General features: G+C 68.8%; 11 protein-coding genes and 1 pseudogene. 2 read left to right on the top strand and 10 right to left on the bottom strand.

Annotated features, from left to right (window positions below; all coding sequences use genetic code 11):
- Positions 1-147: 147 nt before the first annotated feature.
- Positions 148-555 (bottom strand): PGPGW domain-containing protein, encoded by a 408-nt coding sequence (locus tag OHS16_RS30730; RefSeq protein ID WP_328540517.1) that lies wholly within the window; start codon positions 553-555, stop codon positions 148-150.
- A gap of 484 nt (positions 556-1,039) precedes the next feature.
- The gene (locus OHS16_RS30725; RefSeq protein WP_328540516.1) at positions 1,040-1,558 is read right to left on the bottom strand and encodes a GNAT family N-acetyltransferase; all 519 of its coding nucleotides are present in this window, start codon (positions 1,556-1,558) and stop codon (positions 1,040-1,042) included.
- 153 nt (positions 1,559-1,711) lie between these two features.
- On the opposite strand from OHS16_RS30725, the pseudogene OHS16_RS30720 reads away from it, so the two are divergent.
- Positions 1,712-1,828: pseudogene (locus OHS16_RS30720) on the top strand (IS5/IS1182 family transposase); the annotation flags it as partial.
- Between the two features lie 504 nt (positions 1,829-2,332).
- Here the strand turns inward: OHS16_RS30720 and OHS16_RS30715 are convergent.
- The 6 genes from OHS16_RS30715 to OHS16_RS30690 form a co-directional block, all read right to left on the bottom strand.
- Positions 2,333-2,983: an HAD family hydrolase gene (locus OHS16_RS30715; protein ID WP_328540515.1), complete on the bottom strand. Its 651-nt coding sequence runs from the start codon at positions 2,981-2,983 to the stop codon at positions 2,333-2,335.
- 278 nt (positions 2,984-3,261) lie between these two features.
- Positions 3,262-5,919, bottom strand: coding sequence for a discoidin domain-containing protein (locus tag OHS16_RS30710; protein WP_328540514.1), 2,658 nt, complete (start codon positions 5,917-5,919; stop codon positions 3,262-3,264).
- A gap of 733 nt (positions 5,920-6,652) precedes the next feature.
- Positions 6,653-7,444 (bottom strand): ABC transporter permease, encoded by a 792-nt coding sequence (locus tag OHS16_RS30705; protein WP_328540513.1) that lies wholly within the window; start codon positions 7,442-7,444, stop codon positions 6,653-6,655.
- Positions 7,441-8,436 (bottom strand): ATP-binding cassette domain-containing protein, encoded by a 996-nt coding sequence (locus tag OHS16_RS30700; protein WP_328540512.1) that lies wholly within the window; start codon positions 8,434-8,436, stop codon positions 7,441-7,443. The genes OHS16_RS30705 and OHS16_RS30700 overlap by 4 nt, the downstream gene beginning before the upstream one ends.
- Positions 8,437-8,497: 61 nt before the next feature.
- Positions 8,498-9,343 carry a DUF4097 family beta strand repeat-containing protein gene (locus tag OHS16_RS30695; RefSeq protein WP_328540511.1) on the bottom strand — a complete coding sequence of 282 codons (846 nt, stop codon included), beginning with the start codon at positions 9,341-9,343 and terminating at the stop codon, positions 8,498-8,500.
- 82 nt (positions 9,344-9,425) lie between these two features.
- Entirely contained in the window at positions 9,426-9,944 is a 519-nt protein-coding gene (locus OHS16_RS30690) for a hypothetical protein (RefSeq protein WP_328540510.1), read from the bottom strand.
- 576 nt (positions 9,945-10,520) lie between these two features.
- On the opposite strand from OHS16_RS30690, the gene OHS16_RS30685 reads away from it, so the two are divergent.
- Positions 10,521-10,922: a PPOX class F420-dependent oxidoreductase gene (locus OHS16_RS30685; RefSeq protein WP_328540509.1), complete on the top strand. Its 402-nt coding sequence runs from the start codon at positions 10,521-10,523 to the stop codon at positions 10,920-10,922.
- A 248-nt stretch (positions 10,923-11,170) separates the two neighbouring features.
- Here OHS16_RS30685 and OHS16_RS30680 read toward each other — a convergent pair whose 3' ends face one another.
- Positions 11,171-12,106 carry a serine hydrolase gene (locus OHS16_RS30680; protein WP_328540508.1) on the bottom strand — a complete coding sequence of 312 codons (936 nt, stop codon included), beginning with the start codon at positions 12,104-12,106 and terminating at the stop codon, positions 11,171-11,173.
- Positions 12,103-13,116, bottom strand: a complete 1,014-nt coding sequence (locus OHS16_RS30675) for a LysR family transcriptional regulator (protein WP_328540507.1) — start codon at positions 13,114-13,116, stop codon at positions 12,103-12,105. The genes OHS16_RS30680 and OHS16_RS30675 overlap by 4 nt, the downstream gene beginning before the upstream one ends.
- Positions 13,117-13,209: the final 93 nt, after the last annotated feature.

Raw genomic sequence — 13,209 nt, 5'->3', positions numbered from 1 at the left:
ACGCGTGACAAGAAACCGGTGCCGTCTGGTGAAGAATCCTGTAGCTCGAGCCGTGTACGCGCGAAAACGGCCCGACGACTGCTGCGTCCGGCAGGCCAGGCAGGTGCCGCTCGAGCTCGCCGTGCCGAACTGACTGCCCCTGGCCTGTCAACCAGTACGGCGGCGGACACGTGTCGTGCGGTAGCTGTACACCAGCAGGGCGATGAGGAGCAGGCTCGACAGGATCAGCCCGGCACCGGTGGGCCAGCCTCCGAAGGGCAGGTCCGGCATCAGGCCCCAGAACAGACCGGCCGCCATGAGAGCTGCTGCAGCGAGGGAGGATCCGGCGATCCGGACCGGGGAGGAGACGCTTTCTCCGGCCGCGCGCATGGCACGCACCCGTACCGGATCGACGTACCGGGCTACGGCAGGGAACTGATCAGCGAGGACCAGCAGGCCGGCGAGTATGAGCAGCAGGCCGGGGCCGGGCAGGACCAACAGTGCTATGCCGATAAGCAGCAGCGCGGCTCCTGCGATGAGGGCGGCGCCTCGGCGCAGAGCGTTTCGTCTGTGCACCTCACTCACCTTCTGGCCTCCCAGAACGAGACCGGGACGGCTGCGGGCGCGTTCCAGCGCGTACTCGCAACCTCGGAAGAGAGCGGAACGTTGAACCCGTACGGTCAACTTCGCGTGTCACCACATCGTCCGTCAGAAGACACAACGGTCGCCTCCTGGCAGGAGAGGATGCGCGCACGAGCGCACCGGGCTTTCGTCCCTGATCGGCGTGTGCGTGGCTCCCATCCGTTGCGAGTCGGCTACCTCAATGTTGCGGCTGGACAGCTCTGTGTGCAATCGACCCAGCAAGCTGCCCGAGGGGTGACGCACGGGTCGCTACACACGTCGGTCGTGTTCCCGAGATTCGTGCTGCCGGGGTGAGATGCCGTGTGCGTTCGCACGACGTGTCGCTGACCCCCTCCGTCCGTCCTGGCCGCCAAGGACGACGAGCCCCAGCGGCTCCGAGGCGAATTGAGTACGCCCACCAGTACATCTCCGGTTCGCTTCAACTCACTTGCTGCTCGGCGCGATCACAGGAAAGCAGATGAGTGAGGGTCCCATCGTCCTCGGCAATGTCCCGGACGTGACGAAACCCGAGCTTTCGAAGGGCCACCAGCGAAGCGACATTCGGCTCCGCCACGGTCGCGTACACCTGCTCCAAATTCAGCGCTGCGAAGCCGTAGGCGACGACTGTCTCCGCGAGCTCAGTACCGAGCCCTCGTCCCCACACCTCGGGTGTGAGGCCGTAGACCAGCTCATGGCCATCGACGACCTTTGCCGGCTTGATCTCTGCATGGCCGACCAACCGGCCGTCCTGACGCACGGCCCAGACGTCGAAACGCGCACTCTCATAGGCATGAGTGAAGATCCGAGCGAACGTGGCGCGATAGTCCGCCTCAGGCCAGGGTCCGTTACCCATCCATCTGGAAACCCGAGCGTCCATGAAGAGCGCAACGAAATCGTCCTCATCAGCGGGTACGTAAGCCTCGAGCAACATCCGGTCGCTGCGCAGCTGGGGAGTCATGTCGAGCGAGGCTACCCGTCATCATTTGCCCCCGGCAACGGACATACTTCTGCGAGCAGAACCACCGCAGACGGTTCAGTCGCCGCTCTCGGGGATGCAGGCGAACAGACGGAAGGCGATAACGAAACGTTCACGCGGAGCAGTCAACCACCGAGGCGTGAGATGCTCGGCGGCCGGCCACCCGCTTTCGACCGAGTCCTCCACCGCCACCGCCACGTGGTCGAGGGACGGTTTGCCCGTCCGAAGCAGTTCCGTGCGGGCGTCACGCGCCGGGAGGGTGCGATTGGCGCGGAAGCCTGCGCGACTGAGACGTGCACCTGTCGGTAAGCGGGGGGCGGTGTTCTCCGTTGTCCGACATCTATGCAGCTCAGACCATGTTTGGATATCTACCGGAAGGGGCTCACAGGCCGCTGGAACGTCACCCCCGGGCACGGATGCCCGTACCCCCTCTCAAGGCGGGCTGCGACACTCGCAGGCAGTCCCGAGACCTCAGCACGGACCTCTCCGGTGCCCGTTCGCTCCTTCGGCTGGCCTCGCCGTGTGCAGCACCGGAGCCACGAGTTGCCGGGACCGTCCTGTCGGCATGGTGGAGCCGACGGCAGACCGGAGCCGAACACCGGTGGAGGCTGCGGTCAGGTGCAGTCTGCTGGAGCCACGTAGAGCGCGTCCCCCGGAAGGGACGTGACGGACGGTGACGAGAGCGCCGTTCCAGGCAGGGGGTCAGGGAGCTGCCCTTGGTCGGCGGGGAGGATGCCAAGAGGGTCTTTAGCGGCGTCAGTCCTTGGCGACGAGAGCCGGCAGGTCACGCATGTCCTCGAAGACCACCGTGCCAGGCCCGTGCAGCCATTCTGCGGGAGTGAGCCCCCCGCAGTAGCCGAAGACACGCATGCCGGCAGCGCGGGCGGCCTGCACGCCGAAACGGCTGTCCTCGACCACAGCGCAGACGTCGGGGGCGAACCCCATGTGCCGCGCCGCGTGGAGGAAGAGGTCCGGTGCGGGCTTGCCGTTGGCCACTTCCGTCGCGCTGTAGATGCGACCTTCGAAGCGCGTATACAGGCCGGTCAGGCCCAGGGTGTGACGAAGGCCGTTGTGGCTGGTGCTGGAGGCCACGCAGGTGGGCAGCTGGATGTGCTCCAGGGCCTCGACTATGCCGTCGACAGGCGTGAGCTCGGCCTCCATGGCCTCACGGTAGAGTCGTCGCTGCTCCGCTTCCCACCCGTCGGGTAGGCGGTACCCGAGGTGCCTCTCGATCTCGGTGATCATGTCGGCGTGTGAACGGCCTACGAAGCGCTCGATGATCTCGGGTTCGCTGAGCGGCCAACCGAGCGACGCCAGGCTCATCGCATCCACGCGTACCGCGATGTGCTCGCTGTCCACCAGGACGCCGTCACAGTCGAATATCACGAGCTCAATGGGCTTGATCACACTGGCATGTTAACGTGCCGCCGACTTTCCCAGCGTTCACGGCGAGGAAACCAAAGGACGGCTGGGCGAGGAGCCACCGCACCGGCGCCGAATGAAGCCAGCACCGCCGTTGGTCCTGGCCGTGGCACAGCCTGGGGCCGGACAACGCACCGGTGCTGTCGGCCGCGGCTACGACGGGCACCTCCAGCGATGCCGGCACGGTGGCGTGCCGTCGATCGCCGGACGAGCTGAGATCAGCCCTCCGGCGATCGACGACAGCCGTGGATCCGCGGCCGCTGTCAGTGCCGCACCACCAACTCCGCCAGCCCAGCCGGCTTCTTCGCGTCGGCCGCGTGCACGGACACCCGCACATACCGTGCCGTCGTGGCCTGCCCCTTCACGGCCTGCCAGTGCTTGCCGTCCACCGACGCGGTGACCCGGTACGAGGCGGGGTGCCGGCCCGTCCAGTGCGGGGTGATGCCGGAGATCCGCGCGATGCGGCCGAGGTCGGCGGTCAGGGTGCCGTCCGTGCCGTCGGGCGCCCAGGCGGTTGCCGTGCTGCCGTCCAGCGCGGCATCCGCATACTGACCCGGCTGCTCCGAACTCGCCTGTGCCGTACGGCACCGGGCGATGTTGTCGGTCGGATCCTGGTCGGGCCGCCGGGTTTTGAGGACGGCGGGTGCCGAGGCGCTGACGATCTGCCTGCCCTGCGGCCCCTCCACCTCGAAGGGCGCGCCGTGCGTGAGCCGCACTGTGGTCTGGTGCGCGCCGATCGCGATGTCGTAGGTCCGGCCTTGCCAGCGCTGGCCCTTGAGCGTCACGCCGTGGCTCAGCTGCGGCGGCAGCACCGGGTCCAGGTGCACCCGGTCCTCGCGTAGCCGCTGCCCGGTCAAGCCGTTGGTGAGCGTCTGCAGGAAGCCGCCCTGGCCGGTCACGAAGTCCTGGGCCGGGGAGCCGGACAGCGGGTCCGAGGCGCCCGCCTTGTCGCCGCGCGCCTCCGAGAACACGTCGAACGGGCCGCGAACGAACGGCTTGATGGCGCGCTTCATATACGTGTACGTGGCACAGCCGGGCTCGCCGATGGAGGCCGCGTCGATGGAGTGCACCGAGTCGGTCATGGCCGGGCCGTCGGGGTCGGTGCGAGCGGCGTAGTAGTTGAGGGTGTTGGTCGCGGCGCCCTTCGGCATGGGCCACTCCAGCGGGTACATCAGCAGAACCGTGTCGGCCTGCTTGATGGAGGAGCCCTTGTAGCCGTCGTACTGCTGGAAGACCTGCTTCTTCGCGTCGTACGGGATGCGCAGTTTGCCAGCGATCGCCGCCCAGCTCGCCGGGGCGTGCTTGCCGAGCAACTGGGCTACGTGGGTGGCGGTACGCAGCGTGGTGGCCGCGCCGGCGTTGGTGAAGACACCGTCGTTGACGCCGTTGCTGTACTCGTCGGGACCGGCGACGTTCTTGATGGAGTAGCTGTCGTCATCGTTGTGCGTGACGCGGCCGGCCCAGAACTGCGCGATGCCCTTGATGACGGGCCAGCCGCGGGTGCGCAGCCAGTTGGTGTCCTTGGTCGCCAGGTAGTACTGCCAGGTGGCGAGGGCGATGTCGCTCTGGAGGTGGTTCTGGGTCTTGCAGTGTGGCGGGTCCCAGCTGTGACACTCGGTCCACAGGTCGCCCTTGCTCGCGCTGGTCCACGGGTAGAAGAGGCCGGGGTATCCGAGCTTCTTTGCGTTGGTGCGGGCGCCCGCACGGGTGCGGTAGCGGTAGTCCACGACGGACTTGGCGAGGCCGGGATGCGAGGCCAGCAGGCTCGGGTACATCCAGGTCTCAGCGTCCCAGAACTTCAGGCCGGCGTAGTTGTCGCTGGTCAGTCCGGTGGGCGAGATACTGTCGGAGGAGCCGCGCCGGGTGCTGGACAACAGCCCGTACTCGGCGGAGCGAACCCAGGACTGCAGGTCGCCGCCACCGGACACCTCGATGTCGCTGCGCCAGAGCCTGTCCCAGGCGGCGGAGTGAGCGGTGGTGAGGGCCGGCCAGCCGCGGTGTGCGGCGCGCTGTGAGGCGGCAACGGCGGTCCGTTCGGGATCCTTTGAGGTCAGCGCGGTGTCGACGCCGACGTACTTGGTGAATTCGTAGGAGCGGCCGCTGCGCACCGGAAACCCGACGGCCTGGTGGGCACTCAGCTTCTTGGCAGAAGCCGAACGTTGTTCACTTCCTGTACGAACCCCCCTGCCGGTCCGCAGGGATGAGGCTACGGCGCCGGCGGTCCTGGTGCCGTCCGCACGGAACGCCACGTCCATTGTCCGGCCGCCTGGCCGTGCCCCTCCGCCGGTCTGCGCGACACGGCGGGCGCCGCGCCCGTCGATGAGGTCGGTGACCTTGGCGTTCCCGTTCCAGTGCGGCGACATCCGGAGCCTGACGGCCCCGACGTGCGCTTCCGCGCGGTCGGCGACCACGTCGTAGACGAGGTCGGTGGCGCGGCCGTCGGTGGCCGTCCAGGTCAGGGATGTGTGCACCAGGCCGTGCCGCATGTCGAGCGTCTGCCGATAGTGCGAGATCCGGCCGGCGGATGTCGCGGATGTGAATGTCTCCGCGTGGCTGCCGCCGGTGCTGACCGTGAGCGGCGTCCAGGTCGGGATGGCGGCCGCGACCTCGCGATTCTCGGTGGTTTTCTTGTTGTGCGCGTACAGCCCGGAGACGAAGGCCCCGTCGTAGCCGTGGGTGTACAGCGGCCAGCCGGTGCGGGTCTCGCCTGTGGTGGCGTATCCGGAGCCGTTGGGCGGGATGCGCTGCCCGAGATAGCCGTTGCCGACGTATGCGTGCGCGTTGTCCTTCGGATCGATGTGCGTGGACGTCAGCTGCCAGCCGTTGCCGCCGGACGGGCCCGGGGTGCTTGCGGCTCCGGCCGGCGATGTGTGCGCTGCGGCAGGTGCGGCCGAGGGGAGAGCTGCAGTGAGGACGCCCATAAGGAGCAAGGAGGACAGCCGTGCCGTGCGTGGGTGGCGCTTCATCGTTCTCCGTGGGGGTCGCCGGCTTCTGGGAAGGTCGCAGCGACCATAAAAGTCATGAACGATGTGCGTCAACGATCTGCACAATGAATTCAAGAATCGAATTATGAGTGTCGGACCTTCGCCTTCGGCGACTGACTCGGGTCCCCCTTGTCACACGCACCACCACCGGCCGGTGCACCCCTTCAAGCGCCGTACCGGTACCTTCGCCCCCCCCGTCCCATCGCGCACTCCCGTCATCTGCAGGCCCTCTGCATGGCGCACCGGAGATCCTGCCGACGGCGGCGGTGGCGGCGCGACGGTGGTGGCGGCGGCGGCGGCGGCACACGCGTACGCCGGCCGCCCGGACCGGGTGCGCGGCTGACCGATCGGCCGTGGGAGCGGCTGCTCACCCTCCTCGCCGCCCGGAATCCATCGCCGTCGAGTTCCCGGCGGCCGGGGGCAGTGCTGTACACCCTCGGCCCGGCCGAATCGCGTCACGGGGCACCTCCGCCCTTCGGCTGATCGCGCCGAACCGAACGGATCCTGGTGCAGCGCGAGTTCCGGCCGGCAATGTCTGCGGCCCCCTCGCCGGGCCCGGGCCCGGCGAGGGGGCCGAGAGCACGGACGGAGCGGCGTACTCCGACACTGGGTCGGAGTACGCCGCTCTCGGGCGGGTCGAGCTGGGGGGCGCGGCCCGCGGTCGTCCCGGCTACTTCGGATCGCGGTTGAAAACCGCCTTCGACCAGAAGTAGCCGAGCACGCTGAGGGCCAGGCACCAGGCGACCGCGAGCCACCCGTTGTGGCCGATCGCGCTGCCGAGCAGCAGCCCGCGCAGCGTCTCGATGGCCGGCGTGAACGGCTGGTACTCGGCGATCGGCTGGAACCAGCCCGGCATTGCGTCGACCGGGACGAAGGCGCTCGAGATGAGCGGCAGGACGATCAGCGGCAGCGCGTTGTTGCTGGCCGCCTCGGCATTCGGGCTGACCATGCCCATCCCGACAGCGATCCAGGTGAGCGCCGTGGCGACCAGCACGAGCAGCCCGAACGCCGCCAGCCACTCCAGGGCCGTGGCATCCGTGGACCGGAAGCCGATGGCCACCGCGACGGCACCCACGAGGACCACGCTTATGACCGACTGCAGCACACTGCCGACGACGTGCCCGATGAGCACGGACCCGCGGTGGATCGCCATCGTGCGGAAGCGGGCGATGATGCCCTCGGTCATGTCGTTGGAGACGGACACCGCTGTCCCGACCACAGTGCCGCCGATGGTCATCAGCACGATGCCCGGCACGAGATAGGCGATGTAATCGGAGCGGTCTGCGCCGCCGCCACCGATGCCCGCGCTCATCACGTCGCCGAAGACATAGACGAAGAGCAACAGCAGGACGATCGGCGTCAGCAGGAGATTCAGGGTGAGGGACGGGTAGCGCCGGGCGTGCAGGAGGTTACGGCGCAGCATCGTGGACGAGTCGCGCACGGCGAGGGAGAGGGAGCTCATCGGACAGCCTCCTTGGGGGGTCGGTCGGTGCCGCTGGTCAGGGCGAAGAACACGTCGTCGAGGTCGGGGGTGTGCACGGTCAGCTCGTCCGCCTCGACACCTTCCGAATCCAGCCAGTCGAGGACGGAACGGAGCTCGCGCTGGGTGCCGTCGCTGGAGATCTGCAGCGTGAGGGAGTCGTCGTCCCGGACGACCTCGCGCAGCGCGAGGGCGGCTGACCGGTAAGCGGACGGGTCGGAGAAGCGGAGCCGGACGTGGCCTCCGGGGATCATGCGCTTCAGCTCTTCCGCGGAGCCCTGGGCGACGATCTTGCCGTCGTTGAGCACGGCGATCCGGTCGGCGAGTTGGTCGGCCTCCTCCAGGTACTGGGTGGTGAGGAAGACGGTGACGCCGTCGGAGACGAGTTCGCGGACGATCTGCCACATGTTGTGCCGGGAGCGAGGGTCGAGGCCGGTGGTCGGCTCGTCGAGGAAGATGATGCGCGGGCCGCCGACAAGCGTCATGGCGAGGTCGAGGCGGCGCCTCATACCGCCGGAGTAGGTGGAGGCGGGCTTCTTCGCGGCGTCGGTCAGGTCGAAGCGCTCAAGCAGCTCGGCGGCGGCGCGGCGGCCCTCATGGCGGGAGAGGTGGTGCAGGTCCGCCATGAGGAGCATGTTCTCCTCGCCCGTGATCAGGCCGTCGACGGCGGAGAACTGCCCGGTGACACCGATCGCGGCACGCACCGACTGCGGGTCGGTGGCCAGGTCGTGACCGCCGACGTGCAGATCGCCTGCGTCAGCGGTGATGAGGGTGGAGAGGATGTTGACGGCGGTGGTCTTGCCCGCGCCGTTCGGGCCGAGCAGCGCGAACACCGACCCGGCCGGGATACGCAGATCGATGCCGTTGAGCACGGTCTTGTCGCCGAACGACTTGCGCAGACCGACGGCCAGGACGGCGGGGGGCGACTGCGGGCCGTCACCCCGTCTAGATGTGGGCATGACAGAAGTAGGCATGGAGCCCTCCCTTTCGAAGGCTGAAGTGACCGGGGAGAGAACGAGTTGGCGGGGCCGGCGTTCAGGCCCGGGCGCGACGCACGTCGATGTTGCCGTAGCGGGTCCGGGCGCGGACCTCGACGCTGCCCTCGGCCTTCCCCGGGGTCTCGGAGGCGGCGAGTGTGTTGCGCACCTGCCCGTGGCCGGAGCTGACGTCGAGCCAGGCGGCAGTGCCCTCGCGGATGCCGACCTCGATAGCGCCGTAAGAGGTCTCCAACTGGACGGTACCGGAGCCGACTTCGGCGACCCGCAGGGTGCCGTGGGCGGTGGTGGCGACGACCGAGCCCTCAGCGCGAGCGATGTCGATGTCGCCGTTGGCGCCGCTCACCCGCAGGTCGCCGGTGGCGGTGCCGACGGTCGTGGTGCCGTGCGAGTTCTTCAGGACGGCGGGACCGTCGATGGTGCCGACGCGCAGGCTGCCGGAGCTGGTGGTGATCTCGGCCATGCCCCCGATCCGGTCGACGGTGATCGAGCCGTGGGAGGCAGTCAGCTGGAGCGGCCCGGTCGCGTCGAGGCGGACGTCACCGGACGAGGTCTTCACCCGGACCTCGCCGAGCCGGCCCTCGCCGAGCACCTGGGCCCAGGCACCGGTCATGTCGACACGCGAGCCCGTGGGCAGCTCCACCGTCACATCGACGGTGCCGGTACGCCCGACCAGATAGCGCTGTTTGGGTGTCCTGACGGTCAGGACACCGCTCACGTACGTGACCTCGGTCTGCTCGGCCGCCCGTACGTCCTGGTCCCGCTTCGGGTCGCGGGGCTGCACCTCGACTACGGTGTCGAGGCGGTCGCCCGCGGTGAACCGGATGGAACCTGCGTAGACGTGCGCCGTGGCCGAGATCGGTTCGGGAGTGTCGAAAGAAGGCATGGCTGTCCCGTCCTCTTGGGTGTTCAGGGCGTCCCCGCTGGTGGGACGTGGTGTGGGTGAAGTGATGCGGGCGGCGGCGCGGCTAGCGCACCCAGCCCGTGAAGCTCTGGCCGATCGTCTGGGTCTTCTCCGTCGTACGCGGCCGGGTGCCGCCGTCGACCGCGGCCGACACGGCGCGCACCAGCCACGCGTTGACCGACAGGCCCTCGCGGCCCGCGGCCTCCTCGGCGCGAGCCTTGAGATGGGACGGCAGGCGCAGGTTGACGCGGGCGGTGCCGCCCTCGTCGCCGTCTGCCGGGGCCGGGGCCATGAGAGGTTCGACGGGCAGAACAGCCGCTTCCGCAGGGGCGCCGCCGGTGGGCGGGGGTGTCACCACGAAGTCGGGGTCGAGCCCGCGGAGCCGCACGTCGACCGAGCCGGGGGCGAGTTCTCGGGTGATCTCGTCCATCGCGGCCGAGAGCACGTTGAGCATGGTCAGCCGGGTCGCCGACTCCAGAGGGGCGGTGAGCCTCTCGGCCAGCTCGCGGGCTTCGTCACCGCCGGCTTCGGCGGCCACCGCGAGTTCGCGGCGGAGGGTGTCGACATACGGGGTGAGGTCCATGACGCCATAATGACACCACATTGGCGCCACAGGCAAGCCCAGGTGGCGTCTCACGTGGAGTGAACTCGATGACAACCGCCCTGAACTGCGGAAACACGAAAAAACAATCAGAGCCATCGTGGCACCATGCACGCTCAAGCACTCTTGTAAACGCAGAAATGGCACCGCTAAACGCAGAATGACACCGCGTGGTGCCAGATGGCGCCAAGCGGTGCCATCGCGCCTCATCTGTACCCACCCGAGCCTCACGGTTCCCGACGCGCCACTTGCCTTCCCACCATGGCTGAAGGTGGCGACCGAAGGCCGTCGCTGGGGCGGGCCATATGCCGTTGGTCAGGACGTCTTCGGGCCACTGGGTCCCGGCGACGGTGCAGGGGTCTGGCCTCAACAGCGCCTCCGCCGGACCCTCCAGAACGTGGTCGACAGCAGCGCTGGGGTCAGAAAACGAGCGGGCCCCGCTGGATCCGTTGGATCCGTACAGCTGGTGATCGAAAGTTCAGGGCGGCGGGGGCAGGGCTCCCTGCTGGGACTAGCGTTGCACCGGCACCCCACCGAACCAGCCCCTGGAGAACCCCCGTGCCCGTACCCCTCGGCGAGGACGTGGTGGCGCTGCTGCGCCGCCCCAGCACCTGCTACATCGCCACCACAATGCCCGACGGCTCGCCCCAGCTCACCCAGACATGGGTCGACACCGACGGGGAGCACGTCCTGATCAACAGCGTTGAGTCACATCAAAAAACCCGCAACATCGCGCGCGACCCGCGGGTGGCCGTCGCAGTCGCCGACCCCTCGGAACCGGCCTCGTACACCCAGATCCGCGGCCGTGTGTTGCGTGTGACCACCGAGGGGGCGGTCGACCACATCGAGGCGCTCGCGCAGAAGTATCTCGGCGGGCCCTACCCGTGGTTCGGCGGTCGCGACCAAGTCCGGGTGATCTACGTGATCCAACCCGAACGGATCAGCGGTCCCCGCGGCTAGTGACGTGATGTCTGGCGCCACCGCATCAGGCAACGGTCGACCCGAGCGCCATGTGGGCGTGAATCACCTGGGAGCTGCCCCAAGGGCGGTCCCATGATCCGTGGTGGATCAGCGCGCGGCGTCGGATGCGGTACATCGCACGGCCGAGGAACGTCCGCACAGGGGGGCGCATTCGGCGATCCGGTAAGGCGACAGGTGCCCTGGCTGGCGTCGCCCGCCAGCCACCAGGGCTGATGACGGGACAGCCCTCAGCGGCGCAGTGCCTCGAAGGCGCGCCGTGCGCCGATGCCGATCACGAGGTCGATGTCCGGCGCCAGACGGGCCCGACGGGCCGAGCGGGTGAGCGCTGCCATCGCCACCCGCTCGCCGGATCCGGCCTCCACCACGGCGATCTCATGCCGCAGGTGGAGGAAGGTTCCGGTCTTGCCACTCACCCGCAGGTCATCCACGCGCAGTTCACTCGCCAGCCGCTGAGTGAAGACCTGCAGACCCATGAGCCGGCGCAGTTCGGCGGTCGCGCCGGGGCGGCTGATCTCGTCCCGCCAGACCCGCTCGAGCAGGTCGACGAGTGCGGCGGCAGTACCGAGGTTGGCGTGCGCAGGATCCAGTTTCTCGATCGTGTGCCGCTCCGACGACTCGTCCCGGATGGCGAGTTCCAGGGCGAGTCCGAAGTCGTCGCCGGAGACGCCGGCGGCGCATTCGTACATGCTGTTGAGCCGGTGTCGCATCCGAATCCCCGCACACCCCCAGGCGCGCAGGCGGGCGTCGACCTCTTCCACCGGCACGAGATCGAGGAGTGCATCGGTGCTCGCGTTGTCGCTGACCGACAGCATCAGCAGCACCAGGTCGCCGACGGCCACGGTGGCCGGGTACCGGAACGCCGCCAGCCCGGTGGGGCCGACGCTGCTCGTGGCCGGGTCGACGGTCACCGGCCGTGCGGCGTCAAGGTCTCCCATGGCGATCTTCTCCAGGACGACCAGCGCGAGCGGGACCTTGATCACCGAGGCCAGCGGCACCGGTTGGTCGATGTTGAATCCGAGCTGTTGTCCGGTGTCGATACTGCGGGCGAGAAACGATCCGTGAACTCCCAACTCGGCCCAGTCCGCGGCGATGGTCTCCGCGACGTCGAGGAGCGCGGTGTCGCCGGCGGCGTAAGCCGGCCGGCTGTGGCTCGGTGTGCTCATCCGCGCGCCGCCAATCGGAAGGGCGCGTCATCGCGCTGGGCGGCCGCGTACGGTGACGTGGCCGTCGCGGCCCCGACGGCCACCGCCAGTCGTGTGACCAGCCAGTCCGGGACCTTCGCAGTGCCCCGCTGCGGTTGTGCCGCCGTGACGTCGTATCCACGGTGCAGCGACACATCGTTCAGCGGCGACCAGCCGGCCCCGTGGCGCCGGGCGAACGGCTCGGCGCACAGCAGGACGGCCCGCCCCGCGAGCGTCTCGGCGAGCGCGGTAGCGACCGATCCGGCAGGTCGGACCAGGCCCTCCGGTAGCCCTGCTCGCGCGGCCGCGCGGGCGAACCGGTCCTCCGCGTATGGGACTTGATCCTCGACAGCGGTGAGGATCGGCACCTGACGTCGCCGACCCGGAGTCGTGTCCGCGCGGCGTCGGGGCCGCATTTCGTCCAGGTGCACCGGACTCTGCCCATGTCTCTTCCCGTTCCCGGTCCGCTCGACGTCCCTCCCGCCGGGCATGTCCGGAGCGTCCGACGGCATGGATGCCAGGCCGAGCGGCACTCGGATCGCGCCGCTCTCCGGCAGAACCCGTACCAGCGCGTATGCCAGCGATCCATCGGCCAGTCCCGCCGCCCGGGCAGCGGGCGGCACCTCATGCAGTCCGATCGTCGTGGCGTGCTCGACACCGGCCCGGATGACCTGAGCCAGGGCCCTTGGGTCGCAGTCCGCCGGCACCCCGACGGTGCGTACTGCAGCATCCCGGGCCGACCGGGCCACGTGGCGCAACTGCTGGGCACGTTCGAGTACGTCGTGGGCGTACGGCAGAAGCACCACACCCAACTGTGTGGTCGTGACCTGCCGCCGCGAGCGGTCGAAGAGCCGGCCACCGAAGTGCTCCTCGAGCGTCTTGATTCGCCGGCTGAGGAGCGGCTGGGCGATCCCGAGCCGCTCTGCCGCGCGCGAGAAGCTCGCCTCGGCCGCAGTGGCGACGTAGGCCTCGAGGTGCGCGAGCAGGTCCATGCTGAAGTCATATCAATAAGTCATGAATCACTCAAACTTGTGTCTTGGACATGAGCGCAGGTCTGCTGCTTCCCTCTTCTTGTCGAAGAGCTG

The organism is Streptomyces sp. NBC_00344, assembly GCF_036088315.1.
Lineage (GTDB): Bacteria > Actinomycetota > Actinomycetes > Streptomycetales > Streptomycetaceae > Streptomyces.
Note: the sequence above shows the minus strand (reverse complement) of the source record. Positions and strands in the feature narration are given on the sequence as shown.